Origin of the sequence: Boudabousia marimammalium (assembly GCF_001936115.1) — a bacterium.
In the GTDB taxonomy this organism is placed as follows: domain Bacteria; phylum Actinomycetota; class Actinomycetes; order Actinomycetales; family Actinomycetaceae; genus Boudabousia; species Boudabousia marimammalium.
Genome location: NZ_MPDM01000004.1, coordinates 101460 through 122136, shown reverse-complemented (window position 1 = coordinate 122136; position 20677 = coordinate 101460). Strand labels below are relative to the sequence as shown.

Annotated in this window: 11 protein-coding genes; 5 read left to right on the top strand and 6 right to left on the bottom strand. The window is 56.0% G+C overall.

The annotated features are described in order from the left end of the window. Positions 1 to 19 precede the first annotated feature (19 nt). The 6 genes from acpS to BM477_RS04690 form a co-directional block, all read right to left on the bottom strand. Positions 20 to 502, bottom strand: coding sequence for a holo-ACP synthase AcpS (acpS, locus tag BM477_RS04715; RefSeq protein ID WP_084543723.1), 483 nt, complete (start codon positions 500 to 502; stop codon positions 20 to 22). Next, on the bottom strand, positions 499 to 9693 hold the full coding sequence (locus BM477_RS04710) for a type I polyketide synthase (RefSeq protein WP_075361520.1): 9195 nt from the start codon (positions 9691 to 9693) through the stop codon (positions 499 to 501). Before BM477_RS04710 ends, acpS begins: the two co-directional genes overlap by 4 nt. Before the next feature lie 25 nt (positions 9694 to 9718). Further along, the gene (locus BM477_RS04705; RefSeq protein ID WP_084543722.1) at positions 9719 to 11344 is read right to left on the bottom strand and encodes an acyl-CoA carboxylase subunit beta; all 1626 of its coding nucleotides are present in this window, start codon (positions 11342 to 11344) and stop codon (positions 9719 to 9721) included. Continuing rightward, positions 11341 to 13191, bottom strand: coding sequence for an acetyl/propionyl/methylcrotonyl-CoA carboxylase subunit alpha (locus tag BM477_RS04700; RefSeq protein WP_075361519.1), 1851 nt, complete (start codon positions 13189 to 13191; stop codon positions 11341 to 11343). The genes BM477_RS04705 and BM477_RS04700 overlap by 4 nt, the downstream gene beginning before the upstream one ends. Then, positions 13188 to 14030, bottom strand: coding sequence for a biotin--[acetyl-CoA-carboxylase] ligase (locus tag BM477_RS04695; protein ID WP_075361518.1), 843 nt, complete (start codon positions 14028 to 14030; stop codon positions 13188 to 13190). The genes BM477_RS04700 and BM477_RS04695 overlap by 4 nt, the downstream gene beginning before the upstream one ends. Positions 14031 to 14199: 169 nt before the next feature. Next, a complete protein-coding gene (locus tag BM477_RS04690; protein ID WP_075361517.1) occupies positions 14200 to 14886 on the bottom strand; it encodes a TetR/AcrR family transcriptional regulator in 687 nt (228 codons plus the stop codon). 226 nt (positions 14887 to 15112) lie between these two features. On the opposite strand from BM477_RS04690, the gene rbfA reads away from it, so the two are divergent. From rbfA to BM477_RS04665, 5 genes are all read left to right on the top strand, one after another. After that, positions 15113 to 15580: a 30S ribosome-binding factor RbfA gene (gene rbfA, locus BM477_RS04685; protein ID WP_075361516.1), complete on the top strand. Its 468-nt coding sequence runs from the start codon at positions 15113 to 15115 to the stop codon at positions 15578 to 15580. Next, positions 15561 to 16586, top strand: coding sequence for a tRNA pseudouridine(55) synthase TruB (truB, locus tag BM477_RS04680; RefSeq protein WP_084543720.1), 1026 nt, complete (start codon positions 15561 to 15563; stop codon positions 16584 to 16586). The genes rbfA and truB overlap by 20 nt, the downstream gene beginning before the upstream one ends. A gap of 25 nt (positions 16587 to 16611) precedes the next feature. Next, positions 16612 to 17604, top strand: a complete 993-nt coding sequence (locus BM477_RS04675; protein WP_075361515.1) for a bifunctional riboflavin kinase/FAD synthetase — start codon at positions 16612 to 16614, stop codon at positions 17602 to 17604. Positions 17605 to 17790: 186 nt separating this feature from the next. Then, positions 17791 to 18060, top strand: a complete 270-nt coding sequence (gene rpsO, locus BM477_RS04670) for a 30S ribosomal protein S15 (RefSeq protein ID WP_075361514.1) — start codon at positions 17791 to 17793, stop codon at positions 18058 to 18060. A 217-nt stretch (positions 18061 to 18277) separates the two neighbouring features. Further along, positions 18278 to 20659 (top strand): polyribonucleotide nucleotidyltransferase, encoded by a 2382-nt coding sequence (locus tag BM477_RS04665; protein ID WP_075361513.1) that lies wholly within the window; start codon positions 18278 to 18280, stop codon positions 20657 to 20659. Positions 20660 to 20677: the final 18 nt, after the last annotated feature.

Here is a 20677-nt window from a genome sequence, read left to right as displayed (position 1 = left end):
ACAAATCTTGGTTGAGCGGTTAAAGTGAAGCCAGCATCACCACCGCAGCCGCATAGTCTCCGTCATGGCTGAGTGACAGAAAGGAATGCGCCCCGGGCAGAGTGGCTGAGAAAACTTCAGAAACTTCGTCCCGCAAACGTAAGTTCGGACGTGACCAAGCATCTGAGATCACTTCAACCTGCGCGAATAACCGAGGATCGTCCGCCAATGATGGGGGGCAGCCGAATTGGGTACTTGACCAAGCCTTGAAGAAGGCTTCGCGGGCAGCCCAGCGTGCTGCATAGGCAGCCGCGGGGTTACTGCTCCTCTCGCAATAGCGGCGCTCAGCAGACGAAAACAGGTTTTTGAAATGGCTCCCCGGTTCCTCTAACTGTGTTGAAAAACCGGGTATTTCCACCAAATCGAAGCCTACTGCGCACGGGCTGTAACCCTTCGGAAGAGGTGGGGCCGTAACAAAGGTGCTGGAAAATCTTGGCCTAGAGCCAATCGCGATGCTGCTCATGAATCTGCCCGTGGAAAGAACCCTTCCGCCCCCAAGCGAACCTCATCATCCAGCAGCATGGCTATCTCAGACTCATGTGCGCCTTCCGTAGGAAGACGACGCTGCGAGGTTGGCTCAAACAGTTTTGCGGCACCAACCATGCCACCCTCAAGACGTTGCACCCCGGCCTGCAGTCGCTGATTAGCACGATCACGCCACTCGGTCGCGCTGCCGCCCGCTGCCTCTAGCGCCGCCACGAAACAATCCGGGTGCGCCAACACAATCACTGCTGAAACATGCCCGAATCCAAGGGAGGAAAGGACAGCTGCTTTGATCTTCCCCGCACCCAGCTCGAGTGGTTCGCGCAGCCACACGAAATCTCCGCCTGAGGCGGCAATCTCAGGGGCCACACAATCCAACGCCAAGTTCCCTGGAATCCTACCATTGCGCATAATCTCAGTTAAACCAGCAATCTGGAATAGTGCCGCACCACCCTTTGCGTGACCGGTCACAGTCTTCTGTGAAACCACAAACAGAGGATTACCCGGCTGGCGTCCCAACGCGCCCCACAGGCGCGCATGCAGCTCAGTTTCATTAGGATCATTTGCATTCGTAGAAGTGTCATGTTTTGAAACCACCCGTACGTCGTCTGCAGTCAAACCTAGACCTTGCAAAGAACGTGCCAAAGTCGAAGCCTGGCCACCCCGAGCTGCCGCTAAAGCCCCAATCCCGGGTGCTGGAATCGAAGTGTGAGAACCATCCGCGTAAGATTGCGCATGAGCGACTACTGCGAGGACAGGCAGACCCATCTGGGCCGCTACATCACCGCGTGCCAACAGTACAGTGCCACCACCGGCAGCTTCCACGAAGCCACCCCTGCGCCGGTCATTGGCGCGGGAGAAGAAGCGTTCTGGAATTCCCTTAGCGGCCATTTCTGCAGAATTTGCGGTTGCGTTCATGTCCCCGAAGCCGGTCAGAGATTCAACACCCAAGTCATCAATGCCGCCGGCCACCACAAATTGTGCTTTCCCGACTCGAATCTTATCTACCCCTTCTTCCACTGACACAGCAGCGGTAGCACAGGCAGCTACCGGGTGAATCATCGCCCCATAACCGCCCACATAGGACTGCATAACGTGCGCTGCCACTACATTCGGGAGGGCTTCTTGTAAAATATCTTGCGGTCGCTCCTCACCTAAGAAACGGTCCAAGAATACCTTGCGCAAGGATTCCATTCCGCCAATCCCGGTACCTTGAGTGCAGGCTACCTCGGTGGGGTGAATCGCTTGTAGGAGTTCCGCAGGAGTAAAACCGGAGGAGAGGAAAGCATCCACGGAAGTGACCAGATTCCACACCGCAATCCGGTCCAAACCATCCAGCAATGCGGCAGAAATTCCCCAGCGTGCCGGATCAAAATCGGTGGGTAGCTGGCCACCTACAGTCCTGCTCAAGGTTGCTTTCTTAGGTACTCTGGTGATTGCGCCGGCCGCTTTCGTGACTAGCCATTCACCGTCGTCGCCAGCGCGAATTTTGGTAGAGGCCGGGTCAGCTAGCAGGTAATCACGTGCCTCAGCTTCGCTGGCGACAGAGAACTCAATATCGCGGTCAAGGTAGACGGTGGCAACGTCAATTGACCCCTGCTCTACCAAATTTGAATCATCTACGAGGGTGCGGATCCCGCAGCGAGCTACCACCTCGTCGCGATAGCGATCAAAGATCTCTGCTTCCGGTACTGGCGTACCGGACTGATCGTACCAGCCTGGAGCAGGATCTTCAGACCAGTGGACTAGATTCATCATCCACGCCAGTTCCAATACGCCCGCAGCAGTCAGATCGACGCTTCCGTCACGGCTAAGGCCGTATTCTGCTTCGCTTCGCGTGCGTCCTGAACCCCATGCCGAAACCTCGCCGGTTCCAACAATCACGACCAATTCAGAAAGGTCGGCAGTAACTTCACGCAACCTTGTGCCAGTGGCGATCTCACACTGTCGTGGCGAAGGTAGCGCCCCAATGGTGGCTGGCGGAACAAGCGCCCCAGTCGCTGCACCTACCGGTGCGGATTCCCCCACCGTAGAGGTCGGAGAACTCAGCGATCCCTCGGCCGTCACCTGGGCAGCCAGATTCGGAAGTGAAATCTGAGAGGTAGCCAGTCCACCGCTCAAATCTAGCTTCAGCGGTCCCTCTTGTGCCTGCTTGCGCGCCTCGGGGGAGCATAGAGAAAGGAGTTTTGTAGAAATCTCAGACGGAGTGAATACTTCGATGCCGGCTGCGCGGGCTGCCGGCACTAGGGCGTCATTGCCGCCCATTAGGTGCGTTCCCGCAACCCAACCAATTTGCGGGTGGGCTAAAGTGATAGTCTCAGGCCAGCCCGCTTCGACTGACCACTTGTTGCAAATCGCATCAAAAGCGGCCTTGACCTCGCCGTAGGCGCCGTCACCTCCGAAGGTGCCACGATTGGGTGAGCCAGGTAAAACCACATGGACTCGGGCATCCGCAGAAGCAGCTTCCGCAGTTTCGGAAAGGCGGGCAATCATCCGCTCCACGCTCCAGAGCAAGAGACGACTCTGCGCTTCAGCTTTCCCTCCCGCATCGGCAACCGAGCCTGAGACTGGCCCAGCCGCAAAGGGGAAAGCTAGGGTCGGGGTCAGTGCAGGTTTAATAATTGTGGTGGCGTCACCTTTTGTTTCGACCTGTGCGGACGCAATCCAGTCGATGAGGTCATCCACGTCCCGATAGGAGGAAAGATTTGCGGGCACCAACCATAAAGCCGCCCCAGCTGCGGCATGTTCCGCATAGAGTTTACGGGCAAAATCTATACGTGCCGGATTCACGCGAGAGGCCGTCATTATTACCAGCGCGCCGCCAGCTAAGAGCCGCTCCACTAGGGCGGTAGCAATCGAACCGGGTGCCGCGCCCGTGACCAGGGCAATCTCATCTTGATAGATTCCGTTTGTACTGGTGAGAGCTGCTTCAGCTGCCTTGCGGAAAGAATTTGCGATAGCGTCGTCCGTGAGCTGCTCGGCCCACCACCTAGCTTGCCGAGCAACGGTTTCTCCCGCGCCGGTGAATCGAGCTGGCTTGACTGCTTGGGATTGGGTTGCTGCTCGGGCTAATTCTTCCCGAGCGCTGGCCCAACGATCATCAAAGAGGACGGCTTGGCGAGGATCAAATACGGGTTGGACAGATTTTAGCCAGTCCGGTCCCAGTTCAGCTTCCACTGCATTAACTAAATCAGTGTCGTTTTCTGCTAAAGCTGGTGCAGCCTCATTAGTTAAACCTAACTGGCTGAGAATCAGACGCGCGGTTTGCGCTAGTACCCCGGAAGGGCCCGTGACGGATGCCGCGTAGGCTGACAGGGCCGCAGAATCTACTACGCCGCCCCCTCCGCTACTTCCAGCTTGAGGTAAAGTTACCGAAACCTGGGCTCTTTGCGCGGTGGCTTGGATGGCTGCATCAATGAGTTCATGTGCCTGTTTTTGCGAACTAGCCGTGGCTGCCCCCAAAGTGTTGAGGTTACCGCCACGCACTGATTCACCTTCACGGGTGCCCAGAACCAGAGCCACCTCGACAGGGGCAATCCAAGAGCTGGGAAGGCCCCAAGTGCCGGTGACTCGTTCTGCGACTTCGTTAGCTTTCAGGCCAGCTCCAGCCAATATAGTACGCAAGCGTGCTCTCATGACGTCAGCGAGCACCGGGCCATAGGGGGCGTATCCGGGGGCGGCAATCTCTACTCGAGTTTGCAAAGTCGCTAGATCAGCTTCGGAAGCACCGTCAATACTGGCGACTCCTAGCTCTGTGCTCATATCCATCAGCAGCTGGTTACGTCGGGAAGAGACCCCGTTCGTCAGACTGTCTGTTGTATCAATGGGGGTGATCTGATCGGGTAAGAGTTTAGTTTGTAGTGCAAATAGGGTGAGCAGTGCTTCGCTAGGGCCAAAGGTCAGTTCTGGTAGTGGCTCGTTATTTGACGGGGTGTTAGGAATATTGGTGGGGTTAGCTTGCTCCGATTGAGGCTCCGAGGGCGTCTCCCAGGCTGGCTCGGTATCTAGATCGGAAGCCTCGTTTTGAGTTTCCTCTAAAACTGTGGAAACGCGTGGTGGAATCGGGGTGGTATCGGTAGCATAAACTGCGGCCTCGTCACGTTCCACATTCTTCACTTGAATATGAGCTTGGCTAAATTGCGGTAGTTTGAGGGTTTTCGCAGCCAGATTCGCTAAGGTGGGAGCTTGGGCCAGACCAACTTCAACTACTTCCTCAATCCCTAATCCGCCTCGTGATTTATCGGTGAAGAGTAGTGCCTGGGTTTCAATCCAGCGCACCGGGGAAGCGAATTGCCATGAGAGTAGCTCAATCACCAGGATTCGTGCGGCCGCTCCGGGAGAGTTTGCTACTAACTGTTCAAACTGATTGCCGTCGGCTAGTAGCTCTTCCAAAACTGAGGAGGGGACTTCTGCGCAGATTGCCTCAGCGAAGTCTCTACTCAGTTCAAAGGGGCGGGCGACTAGGTTTGGAATATAGCGATTAACAAGGGTTTGATAATCCAATTCAGAGGGCAGCAGCTCATCCAATTTTTGGGCGAAAGCGGGCACTCCGGCACGCAATGCACGTGAATGGAAAGGCACATCGATGCCGGGAATCAGCATGAAGGGGCGCTTCCCGCCGTGGGCTTGAGCTTTTCGTGAAGCATCTTCAGCGAGTGCCGCAAGGCCGGCTACCGTGCCGGCTACCGCATACTGTTGACCCTCTAGGTTGAAGTTCACGATTTGGAGAAACTCGCCGGTTTCTTGTGCGAGGGTCTCAACATAGTTTTCCACTTCAGTGGCAGAGATTCCGCACTGGTTGGGTCGCAGAGCCCCCAAGCGATAGTTGGAACGACCTTCGCTGTCGCGTTCGACCAGCGCGTGCATGGCGGATCCGCGTGAATAGACCACGTCAATAACTGCTTCGAGATCGAAAATTCCGGCTCCTGATGCCAATGCCGTGTATTCACCGAGGGAGTGCCCCGCATATACAGAATTCGGCACGAGGGCATGCGATTCTTGCAAGCGCATGGTTTGCCCGTACGCGACGACCGCTAAAGCCACCTGCGTGAACTGTGTCAGATTCATAACCCCGTCAGGGTGGCGCAGCAGTTGCCCATTGACGCGCAACTCGGTGGGATTTTGGTCCACAACTTGAATGATTGAGAAACCGTGTTGGCGGCGGGTGTGCTGATCAGCTCTTTCCCAGACATTCCGTACCGAGGCTGATTTTTGCCGGTCCTTAGCCCCCATTCCGACCTGCTGGATTCCCTGTCCGGGGTAGACGTAGGCGGTGCGTAGAGGAGCGAGGACAGCTTGCCCCCGAGAAACTACTTTTTCTCCAATTCGGCAAGTCACCTCGTAGGCGTCCTCACTACCAGTGGTGCGACCGATTCGCTCAACTAGAATTTCGATTTCGTCATTGAGCTGTACCATGCCGTACATAGAGTAGGTCCAGCCGTGAAGCTGTCGCGGAGCGCCTGTCTCAGTGCCGCCACACAGTACTGTTTGAGCGACTGCCGACAGCCACATTCCATGGACTAGGGGCGCGTCTAGGCCGACCAGTGCGGCCGCATTAGTGGAGGTGTGGATCGGGTTGTAATCCCCAGAGGCTATTGCGAACGGAGTCATATCCGAAGGTGCTGAAACTGTGACACGGCGGGTAAAAGCGCGTGGAGTCATCTCAATCCTTCGGCCTTGTCCGCCGAAACCAGCAACTGTTGAGGCGGCTTCGGTAGTGGTGATCCGGCCGCGAATTGCGAATCTTTCAATCAGGCGGGCGATTCGGGTGCCATCGGCGAAGAGTTCTAAGTTTACCGTCACAATCCGTCCCGAAGCGGATTCTTCAAGAAGCTGCGTTTGCGCGGTCACGTCTAGCAACAAATGCTGGTGTACTAGTTGCGTTAAGGGGACCTCTAAATCGATACAGTGATCCAAATGGACCGCGTTCAAAAGACCTTCAATGACGGGGTAGCCATCAGCTAAATGAGCTGAGCCTAAGGCAGCATAAATGGCTGGCCAGCAGGGGCCAACTAAGGCGTCAGCTAAAGCTGCGGGTAGTTCTAACTCTTCTCCAGCTTCTGTTTCAGACAGTACTGCTCCGGTGGCGGATAGGTGGCTAGCCCAGATATTTTTAGTAACGGTGATTCGGTCTTTCACGACCCCGAAAGGGGTTTTGGGGTCGGGATGAACCTGGGGTAGCTGAGTGAGTTTGTCCCCAGCAACATTGACGGAGCCAATCCCTGCAACGCCAGCCAATAAGTCGTAAACTGCGACGGGGAGTCGATCGTGACTGACAGTGGGGACCGCGCCGGTGGAGACTGAAGCAGGCAGGTCGAGTGGGATAGTGACTTCACGAACCGTGTAAGGCTGTGGTTCAGGCAGATCATCCCAGTAGGTGTCGGCAATGATAGCCAGCTCCCACCCAGCTTCGGTCTCACGAAGTCGACAGGCCTCTGCGGAAAGAGTACGGGCCGGATTATCGATGAGATGCCCATTCCAGACTAAATGTGGTACCGTACGCAAATATTCGCTAATTTCGGTGGTGGAACCCAGCCTTGCGAAGCGCTTTTGTGGGGTTATTCCTTCGGCTTTTAGACGCGCCACGCACGCCGCTTCAAAACGGCCTAAGAGTTCTGCGACTGGCTCATCTACGCGGTCAATTCCGCCAACCGAAACCGGTCCTGGAATAACCCGGACGGTGTCGGCATCGTAGCGTTCATCCTGTGACTGCCAAAGTGTGTCTAAACCCCACCACCGGGAGAGATCAGCGTCAATCACGGGAACGAAAGGCATGGGTTTGTGGTGTTTACGGCACCAGCCTACGAACCAGGCAGCGTCGGTTGCAGTGACAGGGGTAGTGGCTGCCTGCGGATAATTTTCCAGTAGTAGTGCCAAGGCGGCGGGACCGTCACTTACCGCTTCCAAGGTGGGGAAAAGGGTGGAGATCGGGCCGTGGTCGACTTCATGGAGCCGCGCTTCAATTCGTTGTAGTAGATCCCAGAATCGGTCCTGCCAAGTGGGGTCGCCCCAGGGGAAGGAGAGGGTGAGGACTCTTTGTGCCCACTGCTGGTAAGTCATTTCTTTGACTTCCCCGAAGAAGGGCTTAGCGGTGCGGTTTAGAGCGGCAATAATTTCTGTTCTCCGGGCGTTGATTGTGCTCATCTCGGAGCCGACTTCGGCGAGCAACCGAGAACAGGCTGCGGAAGCGTTATCGACCTCGTACATGTCCGCGTGCAGGTGGGAGAGTCCAGAGGTGACCCCTCCCCGCGATTTGCCACGTCCGACCCAGCCTCCCTGATCGTTGAGTTTTACGCCCGGAGTAGCTTTGAGCAGCTGCTTGACTTGCGGAGAAGTTTTTGCTTCTTTTACCGTCATCGCAGCGGTTCCGACGAGGATTCCATCTACTGGCATGAGCGGTAGACCGTGCCGAAGCGACCATTGTCCGGAAATATAGTCGGCGGCACGCTCGGGCGTGCCAATACCACCACCCACGCAGAGGATAACGTTTTCTCGGGTGCGAATATCCGCATAGGTGTCGCTGAGAAGATCATCAAGGTCCACCCATGAATGGTGTCCGCCGGCGTGCCCGTCTTCTACCTGCATGACGAGGGGGGTGTGGGGATTCGCGTCGGCGATTTGTAGAACCGAGCGGATCTGCTCGACCGTGCCTGGTTTAAAGCAGATATAGGGGAATCCCTCTGCCTTTAAGGAGGCAATGAGGTCGCTAGCTTCTGCAACTTCGGGGATGCCTGCTGAGATGGTCACGCCGTTGATGGGAGCGCCTGCGGAGCGAGCTTTTGAAACAATTTTTTGTACTCCAAACTGAAGGTTCCACATGAAACGGTCAAAATACATGGAGTTAAATTGTGCTGCGCGACCCGGTTCCAACTGTTCTACTAGACCGTTCTTGTGTGCGGTAAATACTTCTGCGGAGTATTGTCCGCCTCCTGCCATTTCTGCCCAGAATCCGGCGTTGGCTGCCGCTGCCACTATCTGAGGATCAACGGTTGTGGGTGTCATCCCTGCTAAGAGGATGGGGGAGTTGCCGGTGAGCCGGGTGAAAGCGGTTTCCACCACGGTTTCCCCGCTGGGAAGAGTTAACAGCTTGGGGACGTGCCGTGACCAGTCGGTAGCCTTGGGGAACTTAGCGCCGATTCTTGCGAGTTCATCGCGCTTCCTGACGCTACCGGCATCGATCACGACTGCTGGGGTGCCGGCTACCAGCTTCTGAGTCAGTCGCGCTAGACTGCTGCCCGGCCCTACCATGAGGAGATGTGGGTGTTTCTTTGTTGCGGTCTGAACAGCCTGTGGCCAGTCTTGAGGGGTCACTAGAATCTGGGTTGCTAGTTCTTTGAGCTTAACTCCAGTCAGCCCACAAACTTTCGCCCAAGCCATGGTTAGCTCCACTGCCGGTTGTAAAACGGGATGATGGAAGGGAACCGCTACGGGAAGCTCATCCCAACGTGGGTTAATGGTCGTCCCGCCTGTCAATTTGGCTTCGATTGCCGCGTTGTGTTCTTGCACGCCGAGGGTGAGCTGCTGTCGCAGCAATGCGAGTGATTGGGGCTGCCCGGAGAAAACGAAGGCCTGTGGGCCATTCTTTAGTGCTACCTGTGCGACTCCTTGGCTGTCCGAAGGAAGCTTTTCCAAAGCGGCGTTAATCGCGTCGTCACATAGTCCACGTACTGACAGTAGGCGGGAAGCAAAGGGAGAACCTCCCAGTTCTCTAACTTGGACGCTGGCGGCTGCTCCGAGCAGGAGCGCAAAAGCCAGCAGGTCCACGAGTTTTTCTTCATCATCTATCAGACTGGCGGCCCGCGCCCCGAGCAGGCCCTGTGAATGCCCGAGGGTGGGCGGCAGGGAGACTGGTAATCCGGCTGCTTCTAACTGCCAGAGGGCGGCAATCTGGCTGAGCAGGATAGCTGGCACTGACACGGCCCCGGTACGATCCAATTCGGAGCTGGGGGCAGGCTCTTCAGACAACAGAGCAAGGAGCCGTTCAGGGGCGGCTGGGACTGCCATCGTGACTGGAGCGGCGACTGCCGCTATTCGTGCTTTTGCCTGCTGTAGTAAGGCTTTGAGACGTAGGTTGGTGCCGTCTGTGATGCTTTCGCGGAGTTCTTCTTTCCAGTCTGAAGCTTGACCTGAGAAGACGAGGGTGACGGGCGCGGAGGTTAAAGCTGAAGTCATGGTAATCCTTTTAAATCGGTTTTGTTTAGAGCGGCGGGTTGGTGCTATGTCGATAGATTTTTTGCGGCCGCCGTTTCGCTTGGGTAAGTTTCAAGGCAGAGATAATGGTGGGGCGGGTTTGCTCTGGAGAGATGAGTCCATCGAGAGCCCCAATCTGTAGGGAAAGGTTTGGGTTAACTGCCTGTGTGGAGTAGATTTCTTCTAGTCTTTGCCGGGCGGCAGTGACGTCATCTCCGTCTGCTTGGAGTTGTTTGAGCTCTTTCCGGTAGACGATATTTACTGCCCCCTCGGAACCCATTACGGCGATTTCGGCGCCGGGCCAAGCAAAGTTGAAGTCAGCTCCCATAGCTTTGGAGCCCATCACGATGTAGGCTCCCCCGTAGGCTTTGCGTACAATAATGGTGACTAGGGGCACGGTGGCGGTCGCGTAGGCGGTAATCATTTTGGCACCACGTCGGATAATCCCGGCACGTTCTTGTTCAGTGCCGGGACGGTAGCCGGGAACATCCACGAGGGTTACGACGGGGATGTTGAAAGCATTGCAAAATTGGACGAAACGGGAGGCTTTTTCGGAAGCATTCACGTCTAGGGTGCCGGCGTCAACCAAAGATTGGTTCGCGACGATTCCCACGCTTCGTCCTTGAAAGGCGGCGAATCCGGTAATCACATTGGCCGCGAAAAGTTCTTGAATTTGGAGGAATTCCCCGTGGTCAACTAGGTGTTCAATCACTTCAACCATATCGTAGGGCTGTTTGCTATTGACCGGGACGAGGTCAGCGACTTGGGCGGCACGCGAATCATCTTCGGGATTGGTTTGATAGGCGAAGGTAGGAGCATCTTCTTCCGCTGAACTGGGCAGGTAGGAGAGCAAGCTGCGCGCGTAATCGAGGGCGTCTTCTTCATCTTCTGCCAGATAGTGGGCAACTCCGGTAGTGGCAGAATGTAATACTGCCCCGCCGAGGTCTGCGGAGGTGACTTGCTCACCGGTGACAGCTTTGACTACTTCTGGTCCGGTAACGAACATGAAAGAGGAGTCTTTGGTCATAATCACGAAGTCGGTGAGAGCGGGCCCGTATACGGCGCCTCCCGCGCAAGGGCCCACGATGATGGAAATCTGGGGGATTAGACCTGAGGCTTCGCTGGTTTTCTTAAAGATTTGACCATATTGTGCTAAGGCTGCGACTCCTTCTTGGATGCGGGCACCCCCAGAATCGAGGAGGGAAATGATGGGGATCCGTAAGTCTATGGCCTGGTCCATGAGGTGAAGCATTTTGCTGCCTTCTACCTCGCCGAGGGTGCCTCCCTGCACGGAAAAATCTTGCGCGATGATGGCGACGGCTCGGCCGGAAATCTCTGCGAACCCAGTGATGACGCCGGAGCCGAGGTAATCTTCATCAATGTTTCCACCCGCGAAGCGCTGAATCTCTTGGAAGGAGCCCTCGTCTACTAGGGCATGGATGCGCTCGCGCGCGGTTTTTTTGCCTTTTTTGTGCTGAGTAGCTTGGGCGCGTTCTTCAGCTTTGCGGTGGAGGCTTTCCACATGACTGAGATATGTGCTCCGCGTTTGTGCGGGGCGGGTAGAGAATCCCGTAGTCAGACGTTTCGCGGTATCTTTAGCGAAGTCTAAAAGATTTGGAATCTTGGGACTCATGAGGGGTCCTTTTCAGTGTCGGGGTTGATTGTGACCAGGAGCTGATAGGGTGAGACGGAATCCCCCACCCCTACTGTGATGGTGGTGACGGTGCCGTTCACGGGAGCAGCTAGGGGTTGCTCCATTTTCATGGCTTCCACCACGATGACTAGCTCTCCGGCGGATACATGGTCGCCTTCTGTGACGGCAACCCGGACCACTGTCGCCTGCATCGGTGACATCACCTGGTTACTGTTTGTAGTGGCTGCGGCTACTCCTTCCCGTCGGGGGCGTCTTCGTAGCTGCGCTGGGGCTGCGCGCTCTGTGCTGCCATTACCTAACTGTGTGAGTAATTCTTGGGGAAGGCGGAGCCGTCGTCGCTGGCCATCTAGTTCTATTTCGAACTCGGCTGCCCATTCTGGGTGGGCGCCGCCGGTACCTCCGGAGCCGGTTGAGGGCGGCACTGGCGCAGTTGCCACAGTTTGGCTCTCGAGGCGGACGAGGTGTTGTTCTTCCAACCAGCGCGTGTGGACTTTGCCGCCTTCCGGGTCCGTGAACTCGGGGCTGTTGAGGACCTGCTCATAGAGGGGCGCACAACTGGGAACACCTCCAATTCGGAGCTCTCCGAGGGCTCTGCGGGCCCGCGCGATCAGTTGCTCTCGGGTCGGTGCGGTGACAATAATTTTCGCAATCATTGAATCAAAAGCCACCGGGATTTCCTCGTTTGGGGCCAGGGCGGCATCGATACGGATTCCGGGGCCTTTGGGCCATTCAATCTCAGTCAGAGTTCCGGCCGTGGGCAGAAGCTGCCGGGCTGGGTCTTCACTGGTGATTCGCATCTGCAAGGAGTGTCCCCGTGGGGTGTCGGCAAGGGGTGCCAGCTGAGTAAGATCACCACCGCCGGCAATTGCTAGCTGTAAAGCTACCAGATCAGTTCCGGTGACTTCTTCTGTCACCGTGTGCTCCACTTGGAGACGAGGGTTCACCTCTAGAAAGTATGGTCGGTTGTCTGCGTCTATTAAGAATTCGCAGGTCCCAGCCCCCTGGTAGTTAACCGCGGTGAATAACGCCTCGGACCACTCCGCCAAGGTAGCTTCCGTTTCAGCGGTTAAAGCTGGCGCAGGGGCTTCTTCAATCAGTTTTTGATTCCGTCTTTGCACCGAGCAATCTCTGGTGGATGCTAACCAGAAGTTGCCGTGCTGGTCGCGCAAGCATTGGGTTTCCAAATGTCGCGCACCGACTAGTCGTTTCTCAGCGAAATATTGTCTCAAAGGATGTGTGGGAGGAATCTGGGCGTCTGGATCTAAACCGTGGTCGCGCCAAAGTGTGCCAACCGCTGCAGCGTCAGCTAGTTCGAGGATTCCTCTGCCGCCCCCGCCGGCGGGGTTCTTCAACAGAATTGGAAAACCTGCGTCTTCTCCGAATTCGATCAGCTCCGCCTGGGTTCGCACGGGTTGGGTGGTGCCGGGAATGACGCCGACCCCCAACTGCTCCGCTAATGCACGGGCAGCACTTTTATTTCCAAGTGCTCGTATTGCTTCCGCAGAGGGGCCTAGCCAGATCATGCCGGCGGCTTGGATAGCATCGGCGAAGTCTGGTTCCTCGGAGAGGAAACCGTATCCAGGATGAACGGCAGCGGCTTCAGCCGTGTGCGCCAGCGCTAAGATTGCCTCCGCGTTGAGATAGGTTTGTGCGGCAGTTGTGCCGGGAAGCGAGTATGCTTCGTCAGCCAATTTTGTCCAAGTAGCGCCCCTGTCAGGGTCCGCGTAGACCGCGATTGAACGTACCCCTAGTTCGCGGGCGGTACGAAAAATCCGGGCCGCGATTTCTCCCCGATTAGCTACTAGTACGGAAGTCGGATAGTTCACAGCGCCTCCTGAAAAGTCACGAATTTTTGTGGGGTTCGCAAAGTCACGTCACCCGCGGAAACCAGTTCCTCGCCCGCAGTGGTGGCAATGAGGGCATGGCCGCAATCAGTTAAATCTGTCAAGATTCCAGTAATCTGGCGCGGCTGGGCTTCGGTCAGTACGGTCGCGATCACGGTTTTTCCTAGGGTGTCAAGGGATTGCCGATATTGTGCGGCTAGGCCACTAGCATGTGCATCCCATTGCTTCTCTTGCCAGCGCGTCACGAGGACTAACACTCGTTCGATAATCTGTCCTCTCAGCTGCTCAGTAGAGAGCTCGGCAGTAAACCCTCGTTTCTCCAGTTCGACTTGCAGGGAGGTTGCTGCACTGACCGGTAACTGTGCCGCCGTCATCGTCGTGTTCACCCCAATCCCGCAAGCCACATCCACCCACGGAGTATCCGCTGTTATCTGATTTAGTGCGGTCGCTATCACGCCTCCGAATTTTTTCCCGGAGAGCTGTAAATCATTCGGCCATTTCAAAGTGACTTCGCCAGCTAAGGCAGGAAAAGCTTCCCGCACAATCTGTGCCGCCGCAATTGCCCCTAAGGCAGTCAGCCAAGGGGCAGAGGCTGCGAACGGGCCGGGAATACGGACCACAATGGTGCTCAATGAGCAGGTTCCTGGCGCCGCATTCCATGTGCGATTGAAGCGCCCTCGGCCTTTGGTTTGGGCGTGAGCGGTCACAGTGAAGAGTGGGCCGGCGCGGTGCTCAGTGTACTCCCCGAGTAGTCTGCCAGCCTCAGATTGGGTGCTGTCGATGAGTTGGTAGTGATAGGAGCGAGGGGTCTCGGAAGTCATCCTGTCGCTTTCTGACTCGTGAAAAAGGAACTGTTTTCACGATAGAAACAGAGAACGAGAGAATGAAATACATTAATGTATATGGGCGCGTAGGAATGGCATCAAGGAGCGCAAAAAGACCTAAGTTTTGCGGAAAATTACCTGCCAGCAACTTAAAATATGGATTGAGTCACACGTTTTGGTTTGGGTTTAACGGGGCGGAGCAGGCTGCCAGGAGCATCACAATCATCTGGTTAATTTCTTCGCTGGTGGGCAGATCAGGGCGGTTTTCAGCACTCGGTCTATCTTCCCCTTGTTGTCTCCAGACGTCATATCCGGTAGCTCGGAGGACGACACCAATGACTGCTTGAGCGACAGCTTCGGGGCGTTGAACCATCTTTCTGTCGACTACGTGCAGGATTTGTTGGAGCACATGGGCCATCGAATCTACGAATTCCTGGTTGATGTGGCGAAACTGGATTCCCCAAGCGGGGACGCGGGCGGCCCGCACTAGCATTTCATTGTGGATAATAAAATACTCCCGATCGAGTTTCAGCTCGGCAAGTACTTTGCTCAGCAGGTCGGTCATTTTATCGAGGTAGTTTTCTCCTCGTTCAAGCTGATTATGCTCAGCTAAAAGTTCAGATTCCCAACGTTCAGCAACCCGATTAAGTCTTCTAATGGTGGTGTCATATTCATCTTGAGCTACCAGGGTGAATAAGTCCTCTTTATTGCCGAAATTGGAGTAGAATGCGCCTCGACTGTACCCGGCTACGGAGCAGATTCTTTCCAGTGTGCAGCCTTCGATTCCGTGCGAGACCATGACGGCGCGAGTGGCGGCAATCAGCCGTTCTTGGGTTTCAAACCGGTCGCTCATGAGGCCTCCAGAAGCTGGTGTGAGAAGTGGCTCTCTCGGGCCTAGTTTAGCTCTGAAGTAAAAAACTGAAAACTGCATGCTAGCTGAAGACAGTCTTTGGCTTTGCCCTTTGCGTAAATCAGAGGGCAGATGTTTCACCTCTCGCCTAGACTAGAGATTAATACAGGCAGTTAAAACTGCGGATCTGAGGGAATGCTGAGGGCATCCCGGAAATGGAGAAGAAATCATGTCGGATAGTCCCCGCGTGCGCAAGGTAGCTGATCGAATTCAACAGGTGGTTGCCCAGTTATTGGAGCGTCGTATTAAGGATCCGCGTCTCGGTTTCGTGACGATTACTGACGTTAGGGTGACGGGCGATTTGCAGCATGCCACGATTTTTTACACCGTCTACGGGACCGATGAGGAGCGGGCCGGGACTGCGGCCGCGTTGAATTCTGCGAAGGGTCTGATTCGCTCAGAGGTCGGTAAGGCTTTGAAGATTCGTCTCACTCCTGCTTTGGAGTTTGTGGCGGATGCTTTACCGGAAACCGCTGCCAGTATTGAGGACGCACTGATTGAGGCCCGGCACCGTGACGCTGAGTTGGCGAAGCTGGCAGAGAACGCCACTTATGCCGCTGGACCTGACGCGTACCGGACGAAGGATGAAGACGACGAAGCAGAAGATGATGTGATTGATGGCTTCCAGGGCTTCTGAGCAGGATCTGACTCTCGTGACTGTTCCCTCACCCAAACGCGGGCTACGAGAGGGAGAGATCGCTTTACCTCGCGGTAGCGTTACCGCCCAGGCCGGACTCCTCGTCCTGGATAAACCGCAGGGACGAACCAGTCACGATCTGGTTGCCGCAGTTCGACGCTTAGCTGCCACGAAAAAGGTGGGGCATGCAGGCACCCTCGACCCTCTGGCAACCGGCGTGCTGGTACTGGGAATCGGGCAGGCTACCAAGCTCCTCACCTATGTTGTGGGGGCAGATAAAACCTATGAGGCGACTATCCGGTTAGGGGCTAGCACCATCACGGATGACGCCGAGGGGGAAGTGACGGCGGCTGCTGGCGCTGAGAACCTTAGCCTCGCCCAAATCGAGGCTGGAATCGCTCAGCTTCGGGGTGAAATCATGCAGGTCCCCTCAGCTGTTTCTGCCATTAAAATCAACGGGAAACGCTCCTATGCGCGGGTCAGAGCTGGGGAGACGGTCGAATTGGCCGCCCGACCGGTCACCATTCATCGTTTTGAGATTCTCTCAGATATCGAAACACAACAGTTGGAAGATGGGGTAACGGTGCAAGACCTGAAGGTGCTGGTGGAGTGCTCTTCAGGCACCTATATTCGCGCCCTCGCCCGGGATTTAGGTGAAGCCCTAGGATGCGGCGGTCATCTGACCCAGTTGCGGCGCACTCAAGTTGGGCCGTTCACATTAGCAGACGCGAAGACCCTGCCGGAGCTTGCCCAAGCGGTATCTGAAGACAATGAAGCTGAAGCGCCACAGGGGTTGCAGACTCTGAGCCTAGATGAGGCTTGCGGCCGCTACTTCCCAACCCGCCCGGTGGGTGAAGAACTAAAAGATCTTCGCTACGGGCGGCCAATCAGCCGCAGTAATCTTAGTGGGGTAGTAGCTGCTCAAGATGACTCCGGGCATACGGTGGCTCTAATCGAAGACCGCGGCAAGTATGCTCGTCCCGTGTACGTAATTGACCCGGCCTAATGAAAAGCAAATCGAAGGAAGATAGATGCAGGTATGTAAAGCCCTCGCGCAGGTGCCAGAAGATACTGACAGCGTAGCTACGATTGGGATTTTTGATGGTGTTCACTTAGGGCATCGCCGCCTTGTCAAAGCCGTTGTGGAGCGCGCCAAGGCGCGAAATGTGCAGGCTTGGGCAATCACTTTCGACCCGCATCCAGCTACTTTGCATCAACCAGAGCGGGGCGTACGTTTGATTATGTCCCTTTCTGATCGTTTGGCGACACTTTCCGCCCTCGGTCTAGATGGCGTATTGGTAGAGCCTTACACCCGGGAACTTTCCAGTTTAAGCCCGCGTCAATTCGTTGAGCGTTACTTTGTGAAAGGGCTGGGCGTGAAGGAAGTGATTGTCGGGCAAGACGTTCGTTTTGGTCACGATAACTGCGGTGATATCCACACGCTATTTTCCCTTGGGGAAGAGTTTGGTTTTACCGTGACCGTGGTATCTGAACAGACTGCGAAGAGTGGCCGGCGGTATTCTTCCACCTGGGTGAGGGAAGCCCTCAAAGCCGGTGATGTGGCGCAGGTGAAAGAGATTTTGGGCTCTCCTCATCGCGTGCGCGGCCAAGTCGTACACGGTTTCAAGCGTGGCCGTGAGCTTGGCTTCCCGACTGCAAACCTGGATGCCGAGACAGTTGGGGAAATCCCTGGTGATGGCGTTTATGCGGGCTGGCTGGTCCGCTCTGTGCCGAACTCTCAGCATGCCTATGAGAGGCTAGCCGCGGCTATCTCGGTGGGGACCAACCCGCATTTTGACGGGGAAAAGCGAACCATTGAAGCCCATGTGCTGGGGCGGAGCGACTTGAACCTGTACGGCGAAAACGTGGGTATAGAGTTCATCAAAAAGCTCCGCGGAATGCAAAGCTTCGACTGTCTAGATGACTTATTGAATCAGATGGATGAGGATCTGCGAGCCGCTGCAGAACTGCTGAGCGTCCCGGCCGCCGGACGGGTCAATCCGGCAGCGGTCACCGCCCGTTAGTCTTCACGGAATCTGCTGTGGCGCTCAGCGTGGCCTGTCTCACCGCTGAATAGTGGGCTTAGCCTGAAGTTGTAGAAGCCAAACATGATAGGATGAATAAAGCCGTCAAGCCGGCCACGGATGTGTCATGCGCAGAAGAACATGCTCTGCCGCTCCGTGCAACGATTTATTTAAAAGGAGAATCCTATGCCCTTGAGCAAGGAAGTTAAAGACAAGATTATTGCTGAATACGCGACTCATCCGGGCGACACGGGTTCACCTGAGGTGCAGATTGCACTGCTCAGCCAGCGCATCAGCGACCTGACTGAACACTTCAAGACCCATAAGCATGATCACCACTCACGTCGTGGTTTGTTGCTTCTGGTTGGTCACCGTAAGCGTCTGCTTGGTTACCTGAAAGACATTGACATTGAGCGCTACCGTGCGCTGATTGCCCGTCTTGGCATTCGCGGCTAGTTAAGCTTTCCGGCCCAGTTCGTATGATTCGGACTGGGCCGGACCCGCAAATCTGCGCGGGGATGCATCGCATCGTAGCAGGTTAAACACAGAGGTAGGAACTTGCCGGTTTTCGGTAGTGGCTTACGGAATAAGTGTTGAGCAGTAGCTCCACAAATGTCCGTGGGCCTCAATCGAGAGCCGCGGTTCCTAAGATTGAAAGATGAAAAGGAGGACCATGTCGGTTCCCGAAATTGTGGCCGCAGAGGCCGTAATTGATAATGGCCGTTTCGGCCAGCGCGTAGTGCGTTTTGAGACTGGCCAGTTGGCCCGTCAAGCAGCCGGTTCGGCTGTCGCTTTCCTAGATGATGAGACAATGATTTTGTCTGCCACCACCGTAGGTAAGCACCCCAAAGACCAGTTCGATTTCTTCCCGTTGACGGTTGATGTTGAAGAGCGCCAGTATGCTGCCGGTAAGATTCCGGCCTCATTCTTCCGCCGTGAAGGTCGCCCCACCACGGAAGCTATTTTGGCTTGCCGTCTGATGGACCGTCCGTTGCGTCCTTCCTTCGTGAAGGGTCTGCGTAACGAGGTACAGGTCGTCGCTACGATTCTGTCCATCAACCCCGATGATGCTTATGACGTGTTGGCTATTAACGCTGCCTCCATGTCCACCCAGATTGCTGGTCTGCCGTTCTCCGGCCCGATTGGCGGCACCCGCCTGGCCTTGATTGATGGCCAATGGGTTGCTTTCCCGCGTTACTCAGAGCTTGAGCGTGCAGTTTTCACCATGGTGGTAGCTGGACGTGCAGTCAAGCGTGCAGACGGCAGCGACGACATCGCCATTATGATGGTGGAAGCCGAAGCTACCGAGCATGCTTGGGAACTCATCGAAGCCGGCGCTGGTAAGCCCACTGAGGACACCGTTGCTGAAGGTTTGGAAGCAGCTAAGCCCTTCATTCGCGTGCTCATTGATGCACAGCAGGAAGTCGCTGATCATGCTTCTAAGCCCACGTCAGAGTTCCCCTTGTTCCCCGATTACGCTCCAGAGCATTTCGAAGCGATGAAGACGCAGGTTGGCGACAAGCTAGCTGAAGCGCTTACCATCGTGGAAAAGCTACCGCGTGAAGAGAAGCTGGACGAGGTCCGCGACGAGGCACTTGAGGCTCTGGCCGCAGAGTTCCCCGAGGGCGAGAAGGAGCTCAAGGCTGCTTTCCGTTCACTGACCAAGGAAACCGTGCGTCAGCGCGTGCTCACCGAAGGCGTCCGGATGGACGGCCGTGGCGTACGCGATATCCGCTCTCTTTCGGCTGAGGTTGAGGTTGTTCCTCGTGTCCACGGCTCCGCACTGTTCCAGCGCGGTGAAACCCAGATTATGGGTATCACTACCTTGAACATGCTGCGTCTTGAGCAGCAGCTTGACGGCTTGAGCCCGATTGACTCCAAGCGTTACATGCACCACTACAACTTCCCGCCCTACTCAACTGGTGAAACCGGTCGGGTAGGTTCCCCGAAGCGTCGCGAAATCGGCCACGGTGCGCTGGCTGAGCGGGCTCTGGTTCCGGTTCTACCGACCCGTGAAGAGTTCCCGTACGCTATCCGCCAAGTCTCTGAAGCCTTGGGCTCAAATGGCTCCACCTCAATGGGTTCTGTCTGCGCCTCCACTTTGGCTCTGTTCAACGCTGGCGTGCCTTTGCGTGCTCCCGTTGCCGGTATCGCCATGGGTCTCATGTCGGACCAGGTTGACGGGGAGACTCGTTACGTCGCCCTGACCGACATTTTGGGTGCCGAGGATGGTTTCGGCGACATGGACTTCAAGGTTGCTGGTACCTCTGAGTTCATTACTGCAATCCAGTTGGACACCAAACTTGACGGGATTCCCTCGGATGTGCTCAAGAGTGCTCTGGGACAGGCCCGCGATGCTCGCTTGACTATCCTTGACGTGATGAGCCAGGCAATCGACAGCCCCGACGAGATGGCTCCGACCGCTCCTCGCGTGCTGACGGTACAGGTTCCGGTTGACAAGATTGGTGAAGTCATTGGCCCGAAGGGCAAGATGATTAACCAGATTCAGGAAGATACCGGCGCCGACTTGACCATCGAAGATGACGGCACTGTTTACATCGGTGCCACTGATGGTCCGTCTGCTGAAGCGGCCCGCAATATGGTCAACGCCATCGCGAATCCGCAGATGCCTGAGGTTGGAGAGCGTTTCGTTGGGACGGTTGTAAAGACCACTACCTTCGGTGCTTTCGTTTCATTGACCCCCGGTAAGGATGGCCTCTTGCATATTTCTCAGCTGCGTCGCCTAGTGGGTGGCCAGCGCGTGGAAAACGTGGATGACGTGGTCCAGGTCGGTCAGCAGCTCCAGGTTGAAATCGCTGAAATCGATCAGCGCGGCAAGCTCAGCTTGCATGCCGTGGTTGAGGGCGAAGAAGCCGAAGCAGTTGAAGAGGCCGAAACTGAGGCCGCTGAAGGTAATGAAGATGATCGTCATGACGATCGCCGCCGTAACCGCCGCGATAATGATGGTGAAGAGCGTGGAGACCGTAAGGGTGGCCGTGGCCGCCGTGAGCGTCGTCCCCGTAACCGCACTCGCCGTCACAGCGAAAACGACTGATTGCCTAAACCGGCTCCA